Origin of the sequence: Flavobacterium cauense R2A-7 (genome assembly GCF_000498475.1) — a bacterium.
In the GTDB taxonomy this organism is placed as follows: Bacteria; Bacteroidota; Bacteroidia; order Flavobacteriales; family Flavobacteriaceae; genus Flavobacterium; species Flavobacterium cauense.
This window is the reverse complement of record NZ_AVBI01000012.1, coordinates 156,365-178,561: the sequence shown is the minus strand read 5'-3', so window position 1 is coordinate 178,561 and position 22,197 is coordinate 156,365. Positions and strand designations below refer to the sequence as shown.

Sequence of the window (22,197 nt, the reverse complement as noted above, 5' to 3'; positions counted from 1 at the left end):
GTATACTTTCTTGCTTTGGTTTAGCCGAAGAAGAGCATTATGCAATCATTATACTTATCAAAATGAAAAGAATATTCCTTGCCTTATTGGTTATAGGGCAACTATCTTATGGACAGGCTCCAAAAGATACCGTAAATGTAAAACAACTGGAAAATGTTGTGGTTACAGCAAGTCGCAGTGTTACACTAAAAAGAGAAGTGCCTGTTGCGATTTCAAAAATCACTCAAAAAACAATTAACGAAACCAAAGCTACAGCGGTTTACGAAATCATAAACAAAACGCCCGGTGTTTTAATGGTGAATTTAGGAAACGAGCAGCATTCGATGGCGATTCGTCAGCCGATGACCACCAATTCTTATTATTTATACCTCGAAGACGGTTTACCGATTCGTCCGATGGGGATTTTCAATCACAATGCGCTTTTGGAAATCAATCAGTTCAACCTTCAGAGCATTGAAGTGGTGAAAGGTCCGGTTTCTTCTTTGTATGGTCCGGAGGCAGTTGGCGGTGCCGTCAATCTGATTTCTTTAAAACCATCGTTACAACCCGAGTTTAAAATCGGAATTCAGGCGGATCAGTGGGGTTATAAACGATTTCAGGCGGCCGGAGGGACAACTATCGGGAAAGTCGGTTTTCATATTGCGGGATTATCAAGTGCGCAACGCGATTCCTGGATGACGTATTCCGATTATAACAAAGACAATATCAACGCCAGAATCGATTACAATATCAACACCAAAACCCGATTGATTGGAACTGTTTTTTACGGGAAATACAATTCCAACATGAGTGGAAGTATCAACGAAAACGATTTTTATAACCGAACCTACAAAAGTCAAACCGACTTTGCTTACAGAAAATCAGACGCCTTACGAAGTAAACTGACTTTCGAGCGCGATTGGAACGACAATTCGCATTCTTCTTTAACGGCATTCACTCGAGATAATAAATTAGGTCAGAATCCAGCTTACGGAATTCGTTGGACACAAGGGCAAACAACAGCAAAAGGTGAAATCAATACCAATAATTTCAAAAGTTATGGGGTTATCGGACAGCACAATCAGAAGTTTGATTTTCTGTCGACATCATTGGTGGCAGGCGGATTGTTCGATTATTCTCCGGTGACTTATAATGCATATCAAATTGATTTGAAATCAAATCTGAATCCGGGAGGACAAACCGTAAGCAGTTATGAAATCACAGCCGAACGACCAGATATTCGCCTTGCCGATTATGATGCAAAAATATACAACAAAGCCGTTTTTTCTCAGGTCAGTTTTAAACCGATCAATAGAGTTTTGGTTACGCTTGGCGGTCGCTACGATAATATGAGTCTGGATTATACGAACAATGTTGATGTTTCCAGCGGAAGCAAAACCTACGATCAGTTTACGTTTAAATCGGGTGTGAATTACAATCCGTTTGATTTTGCCGGTTTTTACGGAAATTATGCTCAGGGCTTTGCGCCTCCGGGACTGACTTCCATTTTCAGAGCGAAACCGGGAACGGGTGGAAGCACCGGTGTTCCGGCCGAGTTTTATTATAACTTAAAATCTGCCGAATTTGACAATTACGAAGTAGGCGGTTGGTTGAGTTTCTTCGGAAAAAAACTAAATCTTGAATATTCACTTTATTATATGGAAGGAAAAAACGAGCTGTTAAACATTCGTCAGCCCGACAATTCCACCGATTACCAATCTGCAGGAAGAACCCGTCACAAAGGAATTGAGTTTGCAGTAAATTACTGTCCGAACGAACAATTCCGAATCAGAATGGGAGGCACAACGGCGCAACATACCTTCATCGATTTTAAAGTTTCGGATAAACCTTCCGATCCGGTTAAAAATCTGAATGGTTTTGAAATGCCTTTTGCTCCAAAATGGACCGGAAATTCAGAGGTAAGTTATTACCCGAAATGGCTGCCAAAATTGAGAACTTCGGTAGAATGGCAATTTGTTTCAAGCTGGTTCCAAAATCAGATAAATACCGTAAAGTATGACGGCTACAACGTTTTTAATGCCCGAATCGGTTACCAATGGCGCGGATTGGAATGCTATGTAAATGCAATGAACTTAACCGATAAGTTGTATGCTTATAACGTAACCCGCGGAAATAATGCAACTTCAGCACCAACTTATACAGCCGCAGCACCAAGAACTTTTGTTTTTGGCTTGCAATACCATCTTAAACTTAACAAGAAAAACAATGAACAATAAGCTTTTTTTGATTTTTGTAATGACGTTGTTTTCATTACAGAAAAGTAATTCGCAGACAATGTCAAATTCGGTAATCCCAATAACTACGGCAACCGGAACCATAACTACTTGTCCGTTTATCACATCGGATGCCAATGGAAAAGTGGTGATGAGTTTCGGAAAAGAAATAAAAGGAGAAACAGCGATTTTGTGCTACGCCTTTTTTGATGAAAAGTTGAAAATATTTGGACAACCTATAGAAATTCCATCCAGTAAAGGAGTAGAGTTGCACGGGGAAAACGCTCCTAAAATGCTTTTTAAACCCAATGGGGAAATCATTGCGGTTTGGGGTATTGACAATCCTACTCCAAAGAAAAAGTATGGCGGACTCATTCAGTATTCGCAATCGTTTGATGAAGGAAAAAGTTGGACGCCGGCCACGCAATTGGTGAAAGATACTGCCGGAATCGATCAGCGTTATTTTGACATCGATTTGCTTCCAAATGGCGAAGCGGCAATAATCTGGCTGGACAACAGGAGTAAAACCGATTTGCAGGGTTCGTCTTTGTATTATGCAGAAACCAGAGGGAAAAATGGTTTTCAAAATGAAAAATCCATTGGAGAAACTACCTGTCAGTGTTGCCGAACGGATTTGTATATTGGAAAAAACGGCGTTATTTATACCGCTTACAGAGATATCATCAACGATGAAATTCGTGATATGGTGCTGAGTTACTCTTCGGATAACGGGAAGACCTTTTCTGAGCCGAAACGCATCAGTCCGGATGATTGGAAAATCAATGGTTGTCCGCACACAGGTCCGACGATGACGCAAAATAAAGAAGGATTGCATTTTGCATGGTTTACCATGGGAGGAGGAGCCGGTGTTTTTTATGCCAATTCAGCCGATAACGGCAATACTTTTTCAAAAAGGAACAGTGTTAGTGACAATCCTTCGGCAAAGCATCCCCAAATTACGGTTGTCAACGATAAAGATGTGGTAATTGTATGGGATGAAACGGCGGAAATTGAGGGGAATTATTTCAATCGAATTGGTTTGCAGCGCAGAGCGAAAAACGGTGAAATTGTTACGACAAGCTTTGTTTCGGAAGACAATGTGATGGCAACCTTTCCGATTATAAAAACGTTGAATGATTCAGAAGTATTGGTGGCCTGGAGTCAGGGAAGTAAAGAGGAAAAGGTTTGTTATAAAATTGTTCGACTGGAGAAGGAACCGAAGAGCAATACAACGAAGTTATAAACCCAGTTGTTTTCTGGTTTTTTCTGTGATAACAGCATCTAACAATTCTTTGTATTTGGGGTCAAAGCTGATGAATTTCCACTTTCCGTCGGTAAAATCATCAGCAATGGCTACCAGTTTGTCGTTTTTAACGATGTAAAAAGCATTGCGGTCTTTTTCGAAAGTAACAATAGAATTTGGAAAGTTCTTATGGATGGATTCGGTTATTTTTTCTTTTACAGTCTCAGAAGTAAGCGGTTTTTCATAGGTCATCCTGATGGCATTTTCATAACTCACCACACAATACAGTCCGTTGTCTAAAACTTTGATATCGGAAAAATCAAAATGAGGCGTTGTATAGACATAGCGAATGCTGTAAGTGTCATTTTGAAAAGCACTGTCCATGGCTCCATACATATCAGCCCGTTCCATAAACTTGAATACTAAAGGGTGGGTGAAATCCAGTATGGCATCAAAAGCCATAGTGTAAGTTGCTTCATAGAGTGTTTTGGTATCACGTTTTAAGTCATCGATAGTCTGCGCTGTGGTAACAACGGAAACTAACAATGTTAACAATGTGATTTTGAACCTCATGGAGTGATTTTTTTTATAAATATAGAAAAACCAATTCAATTCAACCGTTGCCTGACGATTTATTCTTCAGTACTGCGCTGTTTTTTTGATTTAAAAACCCAGCTCGGTTTTTGTTTTTTCATTAAAAATCATGCTGAAAAGCTGTCCGCTTTTATCGTTGTTCAAAAACTTCCATTTGTTTTTGGTCAACTCATCGGCAACGGCAATCATGGTGGAGCGCATCTTGATTGAGAACGTATTGGTGGCTTTATCGTATGTTACATCGTCCGCCTTCATGGATGTTTTGAATGTTTCGGTCAGGTTTTCCGCGTTTTCCATGGGCTTGTTGAATTTCATGGTCATGGCGTTATCGTGTTCCACAACACAGAAAAACTTATTGTCGATTTTTTTTATTTCACCGAATTTGAAGTTAGGAGCGACAGGAATGAGTTTAATGGAGAAATTTTCATTTGCCATCATCTGGTCGAACATTTCTTTCATCTGTTCTTTGGGAACGATATCAAAAACTTTCGGGTAAGTATGTTCAAAAATGGCATCAAAATTCAAATTGGCAGACGCTTCATACGTTTTTTTTGCCTCGGTTTTTAAGGAAGCCAAATCCTGTGCGTACAGTTCTGAAACAAATGATGCGGCAAGCAATAAAAGAAGTGCTATTCTGTTTTTCATGATTTATTTTTTTCAAATATAAAAAAATCCCCGACCTGAGCCGGGGATTTTTAATGGTTTCTTTTTTGAAACTTATTCATTAACCACAATCCATTCACCAGAAGCCAGCATTGGCTCGGCTTTTTTGAATTTCATGGTTTCGGTTTTTCCGCTCATAACGTGTTTGATTGTTACGTTATCGTTACGGTTGATTTTTGGCTGATCGCGTACGATGGTTTCAGTAACATGCTGTTGTTGCTGTTGCATTTGCCCCGCTTCACGGTTTCTTGCCGCTAATTCATCCGTATTTAAAACTTCTTCTTTCGAAATGGTGTAATCTTCCTGAACCGGGATTTCCTGTGCTTCCTGAATGTTATTCGGGTTTTGCGATGGTAAATCACCTTTGAATAAGAATGAAATCACTTCTTTATTGATACCGTCCAACATGTTTTTAAACAAATTGAAGGCTTCGAATTTATAAATCAACAACGGATCTTTTTGCTCGTGAACGGCCAACTGAACCGATTGTTTCAATTCGTCCATTTTGCGTAAGTGTTTTTTCCATGCTTCGTCCACAATGGCCAAAGTGATGTTCTTTTCGAAATCGGCCAATAAGGTTTTCCCTTCTGTTTGATAAGCTTTTTCCAAATCGGTAACCACATTAAGGGTTTTGATACCATCTGTAAACGGAACCACAATACGCTCAAACTGACCGTTATTGTTTTCGAAAACGTTTTTGATAACAGGGAAAGCTTCTTTAGCATTGCGTTCCTGTTTTTCGTTGTAATGTACTAAAGCTGATTTGTATACTTTACCGGTGATTTCCATTTCGGTAAGTTTGTTGAAATCACTTTCGGAAACCGGCGATTCGATGGCAAAATAACGAATCAATTCGAATTCGAAGTTTTTGAAATCTTTGGCCGCTTTGTTGTTTTCTACTAACAATTCTGCCAAATCATACATCATGTTTGCTAAATCTACTTTCAGGCGTTCTCCGTGTAAAGCGTGACGACGACGTTTGTATACCACTTCACGTTGTGCATTCATTACATCATCGTATTCCAATAAACGTTTACGGGTACCGAAATTGTTTTCTTCTACTTTTTTCTGCGCTCTTTCGATGGATTTGGTCATCATGGAGTGCTGAATTACTTCGCCTTCTTTGATGCCCATTCGGTCCATTACTTTCGCAACTCTTTCCGAACCGAACAAACGCATTAAGTTATCTTCCAAAGACACATAGAACTGTGAACTTCCCGGATCTCCCTGACGACCTGCACGACCTCTTAACTGACGGTCTACACGACGTGAATCGTGACGTTCTGTACCGATGATGGCTAAACCACCAGCCGCTTTCACTTCGTCGGTTAATTTGATGTCAGTACCACGACCTGCCATATTGGTGGCAATGGTAACTACGCCCGGTTTACCTGCTTCAGCAACGATTTGAGCTTCTTGTTTGTGCAATTTCGCATTCAATACATTATGCTGAACACCGCGCATTTTCAACATACGGCTTAATAATTCGGAAATTTCAACCGAAGTAGTTCCGATTAGTACCGGTCTTCCCGAAGCTGCAATTTGCTGAACGTCTTCCGCCACCGCGTTGAATTTCTCACGAACGGTACGATAAATTAAGTCTTCTTTATCTTTTCGGGCAATTCCTCTGTTGGTTGGAATTTCCACTACGTCTAATTTGTAGATTTCCCAGAATTCACCTGCTTCTGTAACGGCAGTACCGGTCATACCCGATAATTTGCTGTACATACGGAAGTAATTCTGTAACGTAATTGTTGCAAACGTTTGTGTTGCCGCTTCAATTTTTACGTTTTCTTTGGCTTCAATCGCTTGGTGTAATCCGTCAGAATAACGACGACCGTCCATGATACGACCGGTTTGTTCATCGACAATCATAATTTTGTTGTCCATGATAACGTATTCCGTATCTTTTTCGAATAACGTATAGGCTTTTAAAAGTTGCGTTAACGTATGGATACGCTCGCTTTTTACTCCGAAATCCTGGAACAATTGTTCTTTGGCTTCGGCTTCTTCTTCTTTGGCTAATTTTTGTTTCTCAATATTGGCAATTTCGGTACCGATATCCGGAAGGATGAAGAAATCATCGGAAGTGTCCTGTGACAGGAATTTGATTCCGTTATCCGTTAATTCTACCTGATTGTTTTTTTCTTCGATTACGAAATACAAGGCTTCATCAACAATCGGCATTTTGCGGTTGTTGTCCTGCATGTATTCGTTTTCGGTTTTCTGAAGCAATTGTTTAACGCCTTCTTCCGATAAGAATTTGATTAATGCCTTATTTTTTGGTAAAGCACGGTAAGCTCTTAACGTTTGGAAACCGGCTTCTTTGGTATTTCCTTCTTTCATCAAACGTTTAGCTTCGGTTAGGAAACCGTTAGCCAATTGACGTTGAAGGTTGTATAGGTTTTCGATTTTCGGTTTTAACTCGTTGAATTCATGACGGTCACCTTGCGGAACCGGACCTGAAATAATCAATGGTGTACGAGCATCGTCAATCAATACGGAATCCACCTCATCGACAATCGCGTAGTTGTGTTTCCTTTGTACCAATTCGCCCGGTGTATGTGCCATGTTATCTCTTAGGTAGTCGAAGCCGAATTCGTTATTGGTTCCGTAAGTGATATCTGCTTCGTATGCTTTTCTACGTGCCGGAGTATTCGGTTGGTGATTGTCGATACAATCCACTGTCAACCCGTGGAATTCGAATAAAGGTGCTTTCCAAGTGCTGTCACGTTTGGCAAGGTAATCATTCACGGTTACCAAGTGTACTCCATTTCCGGTTAAGGCATTTAAATACATTGGTAAAGTTGCTACCAAAGTTTTACCTTCACCCGTTTGCATTTCGGCAATCTTACCCTGATGCAAAACGGTACCGCCAATTAACTGAACATCATAGTGAATCATGTCCCAAGTAATGGCTTTTCCGGCAGCATCCCATGAGTTTGCCCAAACGGAGTTGTCTCCTTCAATAGTGATGTATGATTTTGATGCAGACAATTCGCGGTCTTTCGGAGTAGCCGTAACCGTAATTTGTGTGTTTTCTTTGAAACGACGTGCAGTTTCTTTCACGACAGCAAAGGCTTCTGGAAGAATGTCGTTTAATACTTTTTCGGAGATTTCATAAGCTTCTTTTTCGATTGCATCGATAGCTGCATATAAATCTTCTCTTTTGTCGATGTCTTCCGTAGCGTCAACTTCTTTTTTCAACGTTTCAATTTTGGCATCTTTTTCAGCACGTGCGGCTTTAATCTGCTCTTTGAAATAGGTTGTTTTTGCTCTCAGTTCGTCGTGTGATAATGCTGCTAAAGCACTTTCGAAAGACTTTATTTTGGCAATAATCGGTTGAATTGCCTTTACGTCTTTTTGGGATTTGTCACCCACAAAAGCTTTTAATATGCTGTTTATGAAACTCATAATCTGGTTTGGTTTATATTCTATATAATGTGTGCAAATTTACACAAAAAAAAAGCCTCCTGAGAGACTTTTTCGCTGTGTTTATTTTTTAATATTCATCCTCGTTCCAAAGATAATCTTCGTCTGTTGGATAATCAGGCCATATCTCTTCCATCGATTCGTAGATCTCACCTTCATCCTCTATCGATTGCAGGTTTTCCACTACTTCCAATGGAGCTCCTGTTCGGATAGCATAGTCGATAAGTTCATCTTTTGTGGCTGGCCACGGGGCATCACTTAAATAAGACGCCAATTCTAATGTCCAATACATCTTTGATTGATTTATAGTTTTATGCAAAAATAAATTTTATACTGAAAAAATCAAGTAAAATTTCTTTTATTTTAAAAAAAGTTAAGAACGTTGCTTTTTAGTATTTGGTTTACAGTTGTTTACATAAAACTGATTACTGCATACTGACCACTGATTACTGCTTTCTGGGAATCCATTTCACTTCGTCAGCGTGCAGGTCATGGGACAACTTTCGTGCCAAGACAAAAAGGTAGTCAGAAAGTCGGTTTAGATAGGTTAAAACCATCTCGTCGATGACTTCAATTTCATGTAATTGAGTAGCTAAACGCTCGGCACGACGGCATACACAGCGCGCAATATGACAATATGACACGGTGGTGTGGCCGCCTGGCAATACAAAATGCGTCATGGGTGGTAAAGCCTGATCCATGTTGTCAATTTCGTTTTCCAATAAAGTAATGTCTTCATCGGAAATTCTGTTAATGTTTAGGCGTTGTTGCCCGTTTTTAAGAATTTCTTTTTCGGGTGGTGTGGCTAAAATGGCACCCACGGTAAACAAGCGGTCCTGGATTTCGATTAAAACGTTTTTATACAACGGATTGATGTCCTGATCGCGGATTAAACCGATATAGGAATTCAGTTCGTCTACGGTGCCGTAGCTTTCGATGCGGATGTGGTGTTTGGGAACGCGGGTACCGCCGAATAGGGCCGTGGTTCCTTTATCACCGGTTTTGGTATATACTTTCATTTTTTTAGTTGCTGAGTTACAGAGTCGCTAAGTTACAGAGTTTTTCGAGGAGTTTCCAAGAATAAAAGACAAAAACAGTTTAGCCCCGATTGCAACGGCACGAAGTAAAGTGGAAAGCGGGAACAAGGTATCCTGATAAATCCCAAGCGATTCGCTTCAAAGTAATATATATGGAACGCCGATAAAACGGATGTGAGCACCGCGGATTTTTAAGCAGTCTTTTTCTACAATCTGTTTCCTGTTGACTGATAACTGTAATCTGCTATCTATTAGGATTGTCGCTTTCGATAATACCATCTTTCAAACGGATGATTCTATGCGCATGTTTGGCAATATCTTCTTCGTGGGTTACCAGAATTACAGTATTTCCGTTGGCATGAATTTCGTCGAAAAGGCTCATAATCTCCACGGAAGTTTTACTGTCCAGGTTTCCTGTGGGTTCATCAGCTAAAATAATGGAAGGATGATTTACCAAAGCTCTAGCTACCGCTACACGCTGACGCTGACCTCCGGAAAGCTGGTTGGGTTTGTGGTCCATACGGTCGGATAAACCAACTTGGGTGAGTACCTGAGTGGCACGTTTGTTTCGGTCGTCTTTTCCATGACCGGCATACACCATGGGTAAGGCGACATTGTCCAACGCTGTGGTTCTGGGTAAAAGGTTAAAGGTTTGGAATACGAAACCGATTTCTTTGTTGCGGATTTCAGCCAGTTCATCGTCTTCCATTTTGCTCACGTCTTTTCCGTTTAAAACATACGAACCTGAAGTGGGTGTGTCCAGACAACCTAAAATATTCATTAAAGTTGATTTTCCGGATCCCGAAGGCCCCATCAAGGCTACATATTCGCCTTTGTTGATGTGTAAATCGATGCCTTTTAAAACGTAAACGGTTTCGTTTCCTAAGGGAAAATCTCTGGTAATTCCTTTTATTTCTATAATGGTTTTTGACATGGTGTCTGGCTTTTTCAGTTTTTAAAAGTACAAAAACGGGTTTTATACGGATATAAGTAGAAATTTTTTACGTTTTGTTACAGGGAAATAAAAAAGCTCCCCGTTTATAAAGCGGGAAGCCTAAAAAAAGTATTTGCTGTTAACCATCTGCAGATGTAATCTAAAGCAATTTAAAATTATTGATTTCCAGTGAATTGTATTGGTTTTCAGATGTTATATCTTTGTTAAAAAAAAGACCATTTTTCCACTTATGTCCGAATGCTGAAATGTTCCTTTTCCTGTTCATAACGAAAGAAAACCAATCCCCATTGAAAAGTGTCAATTGTAACGGTAACTTTCGGGTGATTTTTGATGATTTCCCAAGCTTCTTCCATGCCTTCGGACCAGTGAATGTCGTCGAAAATCCAAACCGTTTCGTTGGTAATGGTGGGCAAAAGCAGTTCGAAATAATCTAAAGTAGCTTGTTTGGAATGATTGCCGTCGAAGTAAATTAGTTGATAATTGACAGTTGATAATTGATAATTTTCGAAATGTGTTGTAAACTCGGTAACAACAGTTTCGATATTGTTCAATTTGAATTTTGCAAACTGTTTTTGTGCCACGCCTGAAGTCTCCTGACAGCCTTCCAAAGTGGTGATTTTTGCTTTCGGATTTCCCAAGGCAAGGGCAGAGGTTGCCAATCCTAAAGAAGTCCCGATTTCTAAAATGGTTTCCGGTTGGAAATAACGAACGATTCGGTATAGTAATTCGGCACGCTTTGGCGTAATTCCGGCAGTTTGTGCGATTTTTGAAATTTGTCTCGTATTCGATTTAAAAACGCGCGAACCGGCTCCGAAATCGGTAACTTCAATCGTGTTTTTGTTGCTTAGTAAATCGTTTCGGTACGCTTTTAGAATTTTGTAATCAGGTTTTGTTTTTGTATCGTAAAAGCATTTGGTTACCAGAGAAAATACAAACGGCGAATGCACTCCATGTTGATTTTTGGAATTCCAAAGGAAATTGAAATAAGCTTTGATTTGAAATAACATAGTACTGCGAAAGGTTTTACAAAGAAACGACGAAGATACAAAGCCATTTCAGAAACCTTCAATCTTTTGCAGTAAAAAGTTGAAACCGGATTTTAAAACTATATTTGCAGCCTTGGTTGTTTTGCCAGGATTGATACTTGTTTTTATGATGAAGAAGGAAGAAACAGAAAATACGAAGGCAATAACTTCGGAAGAAATTGACAAATGCATTGCGCTGTTGACGCAATTAAACACCAATACAGACCAGATATTTGACATTCCGAAGGAGCAGCGAACCGCCTTGATTAAAGCGGCCGGACAATTTTCCAGACCGGATCGCGACGAACTTTCACGTAGAAAAAAAGATGGAAGATTAGTCGCCAAACGCAAAAAAGAAAATGCCGACAAAACGGCTCGTAAGGAAACGGGAATCCGTCATGCCCGTGAAGCCAGTATTTTTATAGCGCCAAAATTACTGGCGCCTTCTGATTTGGCTAATAAGGAACAATTGGAATTGGAAACACCAAGAAATTGTTATGTGTGCAAAACTTCGTTTACTAAACTGCATCATTTTTACGATACCATGTGTACCGATTGCGGCGATTTCAATTACGCCAAACGTTTTCAAACCGCCAATGTAAAAGGACAAATAGCAGTAATAACAGGTTCTCGTTTGAAAATCGGGTATCATATTACGCTAATGCTTTTGCGTGGCGGGGCAACTGTTATCGCGACGACACGTTTTCCGGTGGATTCGGCAGCTCGTTTTGCTAAAGAACCGGATTTCATGGAGTGGGGACACCGCCTGAAAATTCACGGATTGGATTTACGACACATTCCCAGTGTAGAGATTTTCTGCAATTTTATCGAACAAAAATATGGACGTTTGGATATTCTGATCAATAATGCCGCGCAAACGGTGCGACGTCCGGCCGGATTTTATACGCATTTGATGGAAAATGAAGAGCGACCGGTGTCGTCATTGCCAAAGCAAGTCCAAGATTTACTGGCGGATCATACCAATTGCTTACAGGAATTAAAAGTATTGACTATGGGCGCTTCGTCCAATGAGAATATGCCGGTAACCTGGCACGGGCCGGAACCGGGAATTGGGTTGGGGGCATCGGCTAAATTATCACAGATTCCCTATTCTTTTGATAAAGCATTAGTGGCCAATGAGGTTTTTCCTGAAGGGGAATTAGATGCCGATTTACAACAAGTCGATTTAAGAAAAACCAACAGCTGGCGTTTGAAATTAGGCGAAATCGAAACCACAGAAATGATTGAAGTGCAATTGGTAAATTCCGTTGCGCCTTTTGTGTTGTGCAATCGTTTGGCCGAAGTAATGAAAAAAGACCACACGGGACAAAAACACATCATCAACGTTTCGGCGATGGAAGGCAAATTTTACCATGGATATAAAGATGCCCGCCATCCGCACACCAATATGGCGAAAGCAGCGCTGAATATGTTAACGCATACGGCAGCTGGGGAATTGGCAAAACAAGGAATTTTCATGAATGCGGTCGATACAGGCTGGGTTACCGACGAAGATCCTGCCGAAATGGCGAAACGAAAACAGGAAGAAGAAGATTTTCAGCCGCCGTTAGATATTGTTGACGGTGCGGCAAGAGTTATGGATCCTTTATTCGATGGTATTAATACCGGAAAGCATTGGAGCGGAAAATTCTTGAAAGATTATGTGCCGATTGCTTGGTAATACTTCATTTCTAAATAAAAAAGCCACAACAGAATTAGATTTTGTTGTGGCTTTTATTTTATATCAGTTTTAGTTTTACTTTGCTAACTGCTAACTGCTAACTGCTAACTGCTAACTGCTAACTGCTAACTGCTAACTGAACACTAATTTATCCTTCAATTTTAGCAGAAAGTTCAAACCAACGTTCTTCTTTTTCTTCTATTTTCTTAATCACATTCTGTAATTCGTTGGCTTTCTTTTCAATATCGCTATCGGCAACTTTTCCATCCGAAAATAATTGCTCGATTTCTTTTTTCTTCAGTTCTAAATCTTTGATTTCACGCTCGATTTTCTGAAACTCTTTCTGCTCGTTAAACGATAAACCAGACGTGTTGTTTTGCTGTTTCCAGTCTTTCTTTTCGGCTTTGTTTTCTTCTTTCTGAATTACATCAGCGCTGTCTTCATACGCTCGGAAATCAGAATAATTCCCCGGGAAGTTTTCAATCTCACCCTGACCACGGAACACAAACAAATGATCTACAATTTTATCCATGAAATAACGGTCGTGCGAAACCACCAGCAAACAGCCCGGATAATCTAAAAGGAAACTTTCCAGAACGTTTAAGGTTACAATATCCAAATCATTTGTAGGCTCATCCAGAATCAAAAAGTTCGGATTCTGAATCAAAACCGTACACAAATACAAACGTTTTAACTCACCACCGCTCAGTTTTTCTACGTAATCGTATTGTTTTTTTGAATCGAAAAGGAAACGCTCCAACAATTGCGAAGCCGAAATAATACGTCCTTTCGCCAGCGGAATGTATTCGCCGTATTCTTTAATGATGTCAATCACACGTTGTCCCGGTTTCGGATTGATACCGCTTTGGGTGTAATAACCAATTTTTATCGTGTCGCCCACCACAACTTTTCCGCTGTCGGCAGGAATGGTTCCGGTTAACAGGTTCAGGAAAGTTGATTTTCCGGTTCCGTTTTTCCCGATGATGCCAATTCGGGCACCGCGTTGAAAATCAAAACTGAAATCGTTTAAAATAACTTTATCACCGAATTTTTTGGAGATTTTATGTAGCTCGATAATCTTGCTTCCCATGCGCTCCATGTTGATTTCCAGCTCCACCACGTTTTCTTTTCGGCGGCTCTCGGCTACTTCTTTAATTTTATAAAAGTCGTCCTGACGTGATTTCGACTTAGTAGTTCGTGCTTTCGGCTGGCGGCGCATCCAGGCCAATTCTTTTACGAAAAGATTCTGTGCTTTGTCAATCGTGGCGTTTTCCGAAGCGATACGTTCTTCTTTTTTCTCTAAATAATAAGAATAATTTCCTTTATATTGGTATAATTTTCCGTTGTCCAATTCGATGATTTCGTTGCAAACACGCTCCAGAAAGAAACGGTCGTGTGTAACCATGAACAACGTAATATTTTCTTTGGCAAAATAACTTTCCAACCATTCGATCATTTCCAAATCCAAGTGATTCGTAGGTTCGTCCAAAATCAATAAGTCCGGACGGCTGATTAGGATAATGGCCAGCGACAAACGTTTTTTCTGTCCACCGGAAAGATTTTTTACCTTCAGTTTGAAGTCTTCCAACTTCAGTTTGAACAAGATCTGTTTGAATTGCGTTTCAAAATCCCACGCATTATGGCGGTCCATATTGTCAAAAGCCTTTTGGTAGGCTTCTTCGTCTTCCGGGTTTTCTAGTGCTTTTTCATATTGCTCGATTACTTTCAGAATTTCGTTGTCCGAAGCGAAAATGCTTTCTTCAATCGTCAGTTCGTCCTGCAAGTTATGGTCCTGCGACAAAAACGCCATTTTGATGTCCTTGCGCACCACAACTTGTCCCGTATCCGGCTCGTCTTCACCGTTTATGATTTTCATGATACAGGTTTTTCCCGAACCATTTTTTGCGATGAAAGCGATTTTCTGGTCTTTGTTAATCCCGAACGAAATGTCTTTGAACAACGTTCTTTCGCCAAACGACTTAGAGATATTTTCTACTGAAAGGTAATTCACAATGCTAATTTTTGGCAAAAGTACGCTATTATATTCCGAATTAAAAATGGTACGGTTTGGAGCGAATGGTTTGGGATGTATTTGGAGGCCTTTTTCCCGCTGTCCGCTGTATCTTTTCCGGTCATTTCGAGAGCCTCAATGACCGGAAAAGGATGCCGCTCCCATCGGGGCTATTGGGGAAAGGTCTTTTGTGTTTTTTGTCGGAACAACTTTCGTTCTTGTCGGATTAAAAACACCGTCTAATCAATTATTGAGTACCTTTGTGTAGTTAAAACATTGGATCAAACGGAATGAAAAAAATAGTTTTATTACTGCTTTTCAGTCAGCTTATTGGTTTTGCCCAAAAAGGCTATCCCATTCCTCCGGATGCGGCCGAGCGATTGTTTTATATTCAACACAGTGACAATCATAATACTTTTGTGTACGACGTGAATTTTTCCGAAAACAATACGGTAAACGATGCAGAGCCCATTAAAATTTACAGAATTGCTTACACTAAAGGCGGAGTGAAGGAAGAGTTGAGCAGCGTACAGCGAAAATTTGCCTACGGTATTACGTTTAAAAAAATAAAAGAAAGTCATTACGAATTTACGCTGGTTGCCTATCCTGAAAAGAAACTGTACCTCGAATTGGATGCCAAAGGAAAACCGCAGGTAAAAACCATCGTTAACGGTAAAAAAATGATTGTCAGACGAATGTTTATCGCTAAAGCGGCTACCAAGTCGGTCAAACCTAAAATTGATTTTATCGATTTCTACGGAAACAACGAGGTTGGGAACATCGAAATAAAAGAACGCTTCTATTTCTAAAAACGATTCCTTCAGTAGCGGAATTTTAGAAATGCCAATTTTCCTATTATATTTGCTTCATGCAGTTATCCGTAATCATCCTTAACTACAATGTCCGCTATTTTCTCGAACAATGCGTTTTGAGCGTACAGAAGGCGCTCGAAAATATTGACGGCGAAATCATTGTGGTGGATAATTTATCAACAGATGACAGTTGTGCAATGATGAAAACGCGTTTCCCAAACGTAAAACTCATCGAAAACAAAGCCAATCTCGGTTTTCCGAAAGGCAATAATATAGGAGTGGCGGAAGCCAAAGGCGAATACCTCTGCATTTTAAATCCGGACACGGTTGTTGCAGAAGATACCTTTGAAAAAATACTGAATACTAAAAACTGGCAACTGAACACTGGTATAATTGGTTGTAAACTCATCGACGGCACCGGAAATTTTTTACCGGAATCCAAACGCGGTGTGCCAACGCCGTGGGTAGCATTCACCAAAATCTTCGGCCTGTATAAATTCTTTCCGAAATCATCTTTTTTTAATAAATATTACGCACAACATTTATCGGAAAATCAAACCGGTAAAGTCGATATTCTGGTGGGCGCTTTTATGGTAATGAAACGCGATGTATATCTCGAAGTGGGCGGTTTTGATGAAAACTGTTTCATGTATTCCGACGATATCGATTTGAGTTATATGGTGTTGAAATCGGGTAAATCGAATTATTATTTCCACGAAACATCTGTGATTCATTACAAAGGCGAGAGTACTGTACGCGACGGAACGTATATGAAGCGTTTTCGGGAAGCGATGCAGTTTTTCTACAAAAAGCATTTTGGTGGTTCGGTGGTGTTTGATGTTTTGATGCGAATGGGCGCTTTTGCCTTTTCGGTATTGAAAAAATCGCAGCAGAAACAGGTTGTTTATACGATAGCGGAATATGTTTTGATTTCTTCCGATGAAAACCTGAAAAATAAATTGGAAAACCAACTGCAAAAAAAGGTTACTCGTTTTAATGAGATTAACGAAAATGCGTTATTTTCGCAGGCGAATTTCTCGGGTAAAAATCTTGAAATTTTGTTGGATAACAATAGTTTTTCGTTTCAGGAAATCATCGCTTTTCTGGAGCAAAATAAAAACAGAGGATACACCTTTAAAATCATTCCGGAAGCCGCTTCCTTTATGATTGGAAGTAACAGCAGTAACGACCGGGGTGAAATAATCGAAATCGCGTAAAAAAATACAGATTGTGAAATTATAAATCGAAATAATTAGTAATTTTGCAAACCAAATACGAAAACACAACTTTAGTTTAAAGATATGGCAAAGTTTGAATTGAAATTACCCAAAATGGGAGAAAGTGTTGCAGAAGCAACGGTAACCAACTGGTTGAAGAAAGTTGGAGATAAAATTGAAATGGACGAAGCAGTACTTGAAATCGCTACCGATAAGGTTGACAGCGAAGTGCCTTCTGAAGTAGCAGGAACCCTTGTGGAAATTCTTTTCAATACGGATGATGTGGTACAAGTGGGCCAAACCATCGCTATTATTGAAACAGAAGGTGGTGCGGTAGAAGCTCCAAAAGCAGAGGCAGTAGCGGCTCCGGTTGCTGAAGTTGCTAAAACAGTTGAAGCGGCAAAAGAAACTGCAGCTCCGGCAAATTTCTCAGAATCAGATAAATTCTTCTCTCCGTTAGTGAAAAACATCGCTAAAGAAGAAGGGATTTCCTTGGCGGAATTAGAATCCATTCAAGGTTCCGGGAAAGACGGAAGAGTCAATAAAGAAGACATCTTAAATTATATCAAAAACAGAGGCAGTCAGCCTGTGGCAGCAGCAGCTCCGGTGTCGCAAGCTCCGAAAGCAGCGGTTGAAGCTCCAAAAGCGGTTCCGGTATCTGTAAACGGTGGTGACGAAATCGTGGAAATGGACAGAATGCGTAAGCTGATTTCCGGATACATGGTGGCTTCGGTGCAAACTTCGGCGCACGTTCAGTCGTTCATCGAAGTGGATGTAACCAACATCGTGAAATGGAGAGACAAAGTGAAAAACGCTTTCGAAAAGAGAGAAGGAGAGAAATTAACGTTCACGCCAATCTTCATGGAAGCGGTAGCGAAAGCCTTGAAAGATTTCCCAGGAATGAATATTTCGGTAGATGGTGAGTTTATCATTAAACGTAAAAATATCAATTTAGGTATGGCAGCAGCTTTACCAAACGGAAACTTAATCGTGCCGGTAATTAAAAATGCAGACCAGTTAAACTTGGTAGGTATGGCAAAAGCGGTAAACGATTTAGGAAACCGTGCAAAAGCTGGTAAATTAAAACCAGACGATACACAAGGCGGAACTTATACTGTTACGAATGTTGGAACTTTCGGTTCGGTTTTCGGAACTCCGATTATCAACCAACCGCAAGTGGGAATCTTAGCTTTGGGTGCTATTCGTAAAGTACCGGCAGTTATTGAAACACCGGAAGGAGATTTCATCGGAATCCGTCAGAAAATGTTCTTGTCGCATTCTTACGATCACAGAGTGGTGGACGGTGCTTTAGGAGGAAGTTTCGTGAAACGTGTTGCCGACTACTTGGAAGCATTTGACGTAAACAGAGATTTCTAAGAAAATATAGTTATTCAGATATAAAAAGACCTCATTTTTGAGGTCTTTTTTTGTTTCAAAGAAATACGAATTCTGTAATGTATTTATTTGTAAATTAGTGGTTGTCAAATATTTACAGTTATGAATAAAATTACTTTTCTCTTCGTGACTGCCCTAATCTTCATTTTTCAGATAGCCTTTTCACAAGGCGGAATGCTTTACGATACGTTTGCTTCCGGAGGAAAGTTGTATCTTGATTTTGGAACCTATGAGTCTGAAATCACTTCTGTAATTACGCAACCGGATAAAAAAATAATTGCAGCCGGTGTATTCCACAATCATGGAACCTATCAAAAATATTTTATAATCCGGTATAATGTAGACGGTTCGGTTAATTCAACATTCGGAGTGGAAGGGATGGTTGTGAATCCGTTTGATGAACGTCCCAGAATAAATTCCCTGTTGTTGCAGCCCGATGGTAAAATTTTAGCCATGGGAACCATTTATAGTGATGGAGCAGAGTATTCAAAATCATTCTTGGTACGTTATAATCCGAATGGGACACTTGATGAAAATTTTGGAAATCAGGGTTTTGTAATCAATGATGCTTCGGTTATCAATGCTTTTTCGCTACAGTCTGACGGAGGTGTAATTGTAGCAACAGACAGGATTCCATTTACATTAAATCAATGTCAATTAATGCGTTATAAAAGTGACGGTTCCATAGATTCTAATTTTGGGGTTGACGGAACCGTGGATATAACAATCGATTCCCAAGGCGTATCGGTCAAGGCTATAGTGGTTTTGCCGGATGGTAAAATACTGGTTGGAGGCGCTTTCGGTGATAGCCAAAATAGGAACGTGGCGGTTTTGCGCTATGCAAATGATGGGGCAATTGATTCGACTTTCGGAACAGCCGGAGTGAAGATAATCGATTTGGAACCTGTTGATGAAGTAACTGCGATGAAGGTACAAACGAATGGAAACATCGTGATTTCATTGTCGTCTTATTATATTGATGAAGGAATGTATGTTTTTAATCATCAGTTGGCTTGTCTGATGGCGGAAGGAGATTATGATTTGAATTTCGGAAATAATGGAATTGCTAAATTGCTGGCACCTTGCGCAGCCATGGAATTGCAGGCTAACGGCAAAATAATAGTTGCCGGAAGTTATGATTCCGGAATTTATGCTAACCCTGTTGTGATTGGTTTGAGCAGGTATCAAAGTAACGGATTGGCTGATCCTGATTTTGGAGATAATGGTTTGGTTAGCACATCGGCCGGAAATAATACAAGGGGTGCTGCGACTTCAGTGGCAATACAAATGGATGGGAAAATTGTGGTAGGGGCTACTTTTTCCGAAGCATATCTTTCCAGTCATCCTCATACTTTGGTGTTGCGATACGGTTCTGGTGAAACATTAACGGATGGCAGCAATTTGAGTTTTCAGAAAAGTAATTTTATAGTTTATCCAAATCCGGTCAAAGAGATTTTAAACTTGGATTTCTATTTGGACCAACCGGCGGTATTGTCTGCAAACCTATACAATGCTGCCGGAAAAAAAGTAGTAAATTTGCTGGAGAACAAAGCGTTCAACAACGGTTTTGGAACGCAGCAATTTCAGGTATCTGAACACTTGTCTCAAGGAGTATATTTTTTAAAAATTACTAATGGGAATCAAGTCAAGAATATTAGAATGCTCAAGCGATAATTGTCGAAATAAATTGTAAAACCCGTCGTTATCCGATGGGTTTTTATTTTGATTTGATGCTGATTCCACTATATTTGTAACATATAATAAAGAGTAATGGAATTAAAACTGAACCGCCCTATTTGTTTCTTTGACCTTGAAACTACAGGAATTGATGTAGCCAAAGACCGAATAGTGGAAATTGCAATTGTAAAAATCTACCCCAACGGAAATAAAGAGAGTAAAACCTGGCTGGTAAACCCAACCATCCCAATTCCGCCCCAATCGACAGCGGTGCACGGAATTACCAATGAAAAAGTAGCAAACGAGCCTACTTTTAAAGAATTAGCTTCTCAGGTACATAATATGATTAAGGATTCGGATTTGGCCGGCTTTAATTCGGATCGTTTTGATATTCCGCTTTTGGCTGAAGAATTATTGCGTGCTGAAGTGGATTTCGATATGAAAAACCGAGTGTCGGTCGATGTGCAGACAATTTTCCATAAAATGGAAGAGCGAACTTTAAGTGCGGCATACAAATTCTATTGTGGTGAAAGTCTTGAGAATGCTCATAGTGCCGAAGCCGATACAATGGCAACCTATGAGATACTAAAAGCGCAATTGGAACGTTATCCTGAATTGGAAAACGACATGAAATCCTTATCTGAATTTACTACTCGTAAAAAAACGGTTGATTTTGCTGGATTTATTGCCTTGAATGCTGAAGGTCAGGAAATTTTCACTTTCGGAAAACACAAAGGCGCTTTAGTGGATGAGGTTTTGGAAAAAGAGCCGGGCTATTTCGGCTGGATTCAGAACGCCGATTTTCCATTGTATACCAAAAAAGTGTTAACTGCCATTAAATTAAGAAAACTGAATACAAAACAATAAAAAAACTTAGTAACTCAGCGACTTAGTAACTTAGCCACTCAAAAAATGAAAATAATCTGCATCGGCCGTAATTATGCCGACCATATTTCAGAACTGAATAACGAACGTCCGAGCGAACCGGTCATCTTTATGAAACCGGATACTGCTGTTTTGCCTAAACAAACCCCTTTTGTGATTCCGGAGTTTAGTGATGATGTGCATCATGAAGTTGAAATTCTCGTCAAAATTAATAAGGTAGGCAAGTATATCGATCCAAAATTTGCCCATAAATATTATGATGAAATTGGTCTTGGAATTGATTTTACGGCCCGCGATGTACAAGCCGAATTGAAAAGTAAAGGGCTTCCTTGGGAAAAAGCAAAGGCGTTTGACCATTCAGCGATTATAAGTGACTTTTTATCGAAAAAAAAATTCAGTTCGCTGGAAAATATTAACTTTGAATTAACCAATAACGGAAAGACAGTTCAGCGTGGAAACACCAGTCATATGTTGTGGAAAATTGACGAACTGATTGCTTATGTGTCGCAATATTTCACATTAAAAACGGGTGATATAATTTTCACAGGAACGCCTGCCGGAGTGGCTAAAGTGCAACCGAATGACGTTTTGGAAGGTTATATAGAAGGAGAACAACTTTTTAGAATACAGGTAAAGTAAATGGCATTACATTATAACTTATCAAAAGTCTATGAAATCTCGGACAACGATACCGAGTTTGCACAGCAAATCATTAATCTTTTTGTTGAAGAGGTGCCTCAGGAATTAAAATCCATAAAAGAAGGTATTGAAGAAAAAGATTATGCAAAAACATACGCCTCTTCCCATAAAATCAAACCTACCTTGGATTTATTGGGAATGGATTTAGCCTATGAAGAAAATCTTCAGGTTATGGAATGGACCAAATCCGAAGGCAAGAAAAAAGAGATTAAAGAAGTTTTTAAAAGTTTAAAAGAACACATTGACAACGCCCTGAAAGAAGTAAAAAAAGACTACAATATTTAACTTTCAGATACCATGCCAAAGACCATTAGTGTAAAGTTTAAGAATCATTTTAAAGTAGATGTCCATGCTAAAGATGTTTTGCTTTTTGAGCAGGAATTAAACCAAAAAGGATTGGATTTTTATGTCAGTCAAACTGCTGTGTCTTCTTCGGGTTCCTTGATGCAGTACTATTTGCTGGATAAAGACAAGCCGGTGATAGATTCTTTTTTGGAAAATACTGACATTATTGTGCTTTCTGAAATATTGGAATATTCGGTATTTGGCGATCAGCGTAAGTTTATGAATCTTTATTTGAAACTAGTTGGGGTATTTATAGTGTTGATGCTGGTGCTCAAAACCATTGACGCACTTGTTAATCCTTAATGAGTATTTT

At 39.7% G+C, this 22,197-nt stretch carries 19 protein-coding genes; 11 read left to right on the top strand and 8 right to left on the bottom strand.

The window, feature by feature from the left end; all coding sequences use genetic code 11:
* Positions 1-62 precede the first annotated feature (62 nt).
* Both FCR2A7T_RS04595 and FCR2A7T_RS14690 read left to right on the top strand, forming a co-directional pair.
* Positions 63-2,216 (top strand): TonB-dependent receptor, encoded by a 2,154-nt coding sequence (locus FCR2A7T_RS04595; protein ID WP_023570119.1) that lies wholly within the window; start codon positions 63-65, stop codon positions 2,214-2,216.
* The gene (locus tag FCR2A7T_RS14690) at positions 2,206-3,456 is read left to right on the top strand and encodes a sialidase family protein (protein WP_051369504.1); all 1,251 of its coding nucleotides are present in this window, start codon (positions 2,206-2,208) and stop codon (positions 3,454-3,456) included. The genes FCR2A7T_RS04595 and FCR2A7T_RS14690 overlap by 11 nt, the downstream gene beginning before the upstream one ends.
* Here the strand turns inward: FCR2A7T_RS14690 and FCR2A7T_RS04585 are convergent.
* The 7 genes from FCR2A7T_RS04585 to FCR2A7T_RS04555 all read right to left on the bottom strand — a co-directional run bounded on the left by FCR2A7T_RS04585 (position 3,451) and on the right by FCR2A7T_RS04555 (position 11,144).
* Entirely contained in the window at positions 3,451-4,029 is a 579-nt protein-coding gene (locus FCR2A7T_RS04585; protein ID WP_035117341.1) for a hypothetical protein, read from the bottom strand. The genes FCR2A7T_RS14690 and FCR2A7T_RS04585 overlap by 6 nt on opposite strands.
* Positions 4,030-4,119: 90 nt before the next feature.
* On the bottom strand, positions 4,120-4,695 hold the full coding sequence (locus FCR2A7T_RS04580; protein ID WP_023570117.1) for a hypothetical protein: 576 nt from the start codon (positions 4,693-4,695) through the stop codon (positions 4,120-4,122).
* A 72-nt stretch (positions 4,696-4,767) separates the two neighbouring features.
* Entirely contained in the window at positions 4,768-8,127 is a 3,360-nt protein-coding gene (secA, locus tag FCR2A7T_RS04575; protein WP_023570116.1) for a preprotein translocase subunit SecA, read from the bottom strand.
* An 88-nt stretch (positions 8,128-8,215) separates the two neighbouring features.
* Entirely contained in the window at positions 8,216-8,437 is a 222-nt protein-coding gene (locus tag FCR2A7T_RS04570) for a DUF2795 domain-containing protein (protein WP_002986941.1), read from the bottom strand.
* Positions 8,438-8,591: 154 nt separating this feature from the next.
* Entirely contained in the window at positions 8,592-9,164 is a 573-nt protein-coding gene (locus FCR2A7T_RS04565) for a cob(I)yrinic acid a,c-diamide adenosyltransferase (RefSeq protein ID WP_023570115.1), read from the bottom strand.
* A gap of 262 nt (positions 9,165-9,426) precedes the next feature.
* Positions 9,427-10,116 carry an ABC transporter ATP-binding protein gene (locus FCR2A7T_RS04560; protein WP_023570114.1) on the bottom strand — a complete coding sequence of 230 codons (690 nt, stop codon included), beginning with the start codon at positions 10,114-10,116 and terminating at the stop codon, positions 9,427-9,429.
* 248 nt (positions 10,117-10,364) lie between these two features.
* The gene (locus FCR2A7T_RS04555; protein ID WP_023570113.1) at positions 10,365-11,144 is read right to left on the bottom strand and encodes an O-methyltransferase; all 780 of its coding nucleotides are present in this window, start codon (positions 11,142-11,144) and stop codon (positions 10,365-10,367) included.
* 148 nt (positions 11,145-11,292) lie between these two features.
* On the opposite strand from FCR2A7T_RS04555, the gene FCR2A7T_RS04550 reads away from it, so the two are divergent.
* Complete coding sequence (locus FCR2A7T_RS04550; protein ID WP_035117505.1) at positions 11,293-12,843, top strand: SDR family oxidoreductase; 1,551 nt, start codon at positions 11,293-11,295, stop codon at positions 12,841-12,843.
* Between the two features lie 148 nt (positions 12,844-12,991).
* Here the strand turns inward: FCR2A7T_RS04550 and FCR2A7T_RS04545 are convergent, their stop codons facing one another.
* The gene (locus FCR2A7T_RS04545) at positions 12,992-14,854 is read right to left on the bottom strand and encodes an ABC-F family ATP-binding cassette domain-containing protein (RefSeq protein ID WP_023570110.1); all 1,863 of its coding nucleotides are present in this window, start codon (positions 14,852-14,854) and stop codon (positions 12,992-12,994) included.
* Between the two features lie 290 nt (positions 14,855-15,144).
* Here FCR2A7T_RS04545 and FCR2A7T_RS04540 point away from each other — a divergent pair, with 290 nt between their 5' ends.
* The 8 genes from FCR2A7T_RS04540 (at position 15,145) to FCR2A7T_RS04505 (ending at position 22,187) form a co-directional block, all read left to right on the top strand.
* Positions 15,145-15,663, top strand: coding sequence for a DUF4833 domain-containing protein (locus tag FCR2A7T_RS04540; RefSeq protein ID WP_023570109.1), 519 nt, complete (start codon positions 15,145-15,147; stop codon positions 15,661-15,663).
* Between the two features lie 59 nt (positions 15,664-15,722).
* Positions 15,723-16,883, top strand: a complete 1,161-nt coding sequence (locus FCR2A7T_RS04535; RefSeq protein WP_023570108.1) for a glycosyltransferase family 2 protein — start codon at positions 15,723-15,725, stop codon at positions 16,881-16,883.
* Positions 16,884-16,967: 84 nt separating this feature from the next.
* Complete coding sequence (locus FCR2A7T_RS04530; protein WP_023570107.1) at positions 16,968-18,260, top strand: dihydrolipoamide acetyltransferase family protein; 1,293 nt, start codon at positions 16,968-16,970, stop codon at positions 18,258-18,260.
* Between the two features lie 120 nt (positions 18,261-18,380).
* A complete protein-coding gene (locus FCR2A7T_RS04525) occupies positions 18,381-19,952 on the top strand; it encodes a T9SS type A sorting domain-containing protein (RefSeq protein WP_023570106.1) in 1,572 nt (523 codons plus the stop codon).
* A 96-nt stretch (positions 19,953-20,048) separates the two neighbouring features.
* Complete coding sequence (locus FCR2A7T_RS04520; protein WP_023570105.1) at positions 20,049-20,822, top strand: 3'-5' exonuclease; 774 nt, start codon at positions 20,049-20,051, stop codon at positions 20,820-20,822.
* 45 nt (positions 20,823-20,867) lie between these two features.
* Positions 20,868-21,479 carry a fumarylacetoacetate hydrolase family protein gene (locus FCR2A7T_RS04515; RefSeq protein ID WP_023570104.1) on the top strand — a complete coding sequence of 204 codons (612 nt, stop codon included), beginning with the start codon at positions 20,868-20,870 and terminating at the stop codon, positions 21,477-21,479.
* On the top strand, positions 21,480-21,824 hold the full coding sequence (locus FCR2A7T_RS04510) for an Hpt domain-containing protein (protein WP_023570103.1): 345 nt from the start codon (positions 21,480-21,482) through the stop codon (positions 21,822-21,824).
* A gap of 12 nt (positions 21,825-21,836) precedes the next feature.
* Entirely contained in the window at positions 21,837-22,187 is a 351-nt protein-coding gene (locus FCR2A7T_RS04505; protein WP_035117338.1) for a hypothetical protein, read from the top strand.
* The last annotated feature ends 10 nt before the right edge of the window (positions 22,188-22,197 follow it).

Bases quoted from the DNA above. Each gene is read 5' to 3' on its own strand.
- FCR2A7T_RS04510 (WP_023570103.1), top strand. From the start codon at position 21,480: ATGGCATTACATTATAACTTATCAAAAGTCTATGAAATCTCGGACAAC.
- FCR2A7T_RS04535 (WP_023570108.1), top strand. From the start codon at position 15,723: ATGCAGTTATCCGTAATCATCCTTAACTACAATGTCCGCTATTTTCTC.
- FCR2A7T_RS04585 (WP_035117341.1), bottom strand. From the start codon at position 4,029: ATGAGGTTCAAAATCACATTGTTAACATTGTTAGTTTCCGTTGTTACC.
- FCR2A7T_RS04555 (WP_023570113.1), bottom strand. From the start codon at position 11,144: ATGTTATTTCAAATCAAAGCTTATTTCAATTTCCTTTGGAATTCCAAA.
- FCR2A7T_RS04570 (WP_002986941.1), bottom strand. From the start codon at position 8,437: ATGTATTGGACATTAGAATTGGCGTCTTATTTAAGTGATGCCCCGTGG.
- FCR2A7T_RS04520 (WP_023570105.1), top strand. From the start codon at position 20,049: ATGGAATTAAAACTGAACCGCCCTATTTGTTTCTTTGACCTTGAAACT.
- FCR2A7T_RS04530 (WP_023570107.1), top strand. From the start codon at position 16,968: ATGGCAAAGTTTGAATTGAAATTACCCAAAATGGGAGAAAGTGTTGCA.
- FCR2A7T_RS04595 (WP_023570119.1), top strand. From the start codon at position 63: ATGAAAAGAATATTCCTTGCCTTATTGGTTATAGGGCAACTATCTTAT.
- FCR2A7T_RS04565 (WP_023570115.1), bottom strand. From the start codon at position 9,164: ATGAAAGTATATACCAAAACCGGTGATAAAGGAACCACGGCCCTATTC.
- FCR2A7T_RS04550 (WP_035117505.1), top strand. From the start codon at position 11,293: ATGAAGAAGGAAGAAACAGAAAATACGAAGGCAATAACTTCGGAAGAA.
- secA (WP_023570116.1), bottom strand. From the start codon at position 8,127: ATGAGTTTCATAAACAGCATATTAAAAGCTTTTGTGGGTGACAAATCC.
- FCR2A7T_RS04525 (WP_023570106.1), top strand. From the start codon at position 18,381: ATGAATAAAATTACTTTTCTCTTCGTGACTGCCCTAATCTTCATTTTT.
- FCR2A7T_RS04560 (WP_023570114.1), bottom strand. From the start codon at position 10,116: ATGTCAAAAACCATTATAGAAATAAAAGGAATTACCAGAGATTTTCCC.
- FCR2A7T_RS04540 (WP_023570109.1), top strand. From the start codon at position 15,145: ATGAAAAAAATAGTTTTATTACTGCTTTTCAGTCAGCTTATTGGTTTT.
- FCR2A7T_RS04515 (WP_023570104.1), top strand. From the start codon at position 20,868: ATGAAAATAATCTGCATCGGCCGTAATTATGCCGACCATATTTCAGAA.
- FCR2A7T_RS14690 (WP_051369504.1), top strand. From the start codon at position 2,206: ATGAACAATAAGCTTTTTTTGATTTTTGTAATGACGTTGTTTTCATTA.
- FCR2A7T_RS04505 (WP_035117338.1), top strand. From the start codon at position 21,837: ATGCCAAAGACCATTAGTGTAAAGTTTAAGAATCATTTTAAAGTAGAT.
- FCR2A7T_RS04580 (WP_023570117.1), bottom strand. From the start codon at position 4,695: ATGAAAAACAGAATAGCACTTCTTTTATTGCTTGCCGCATCATTTGTT.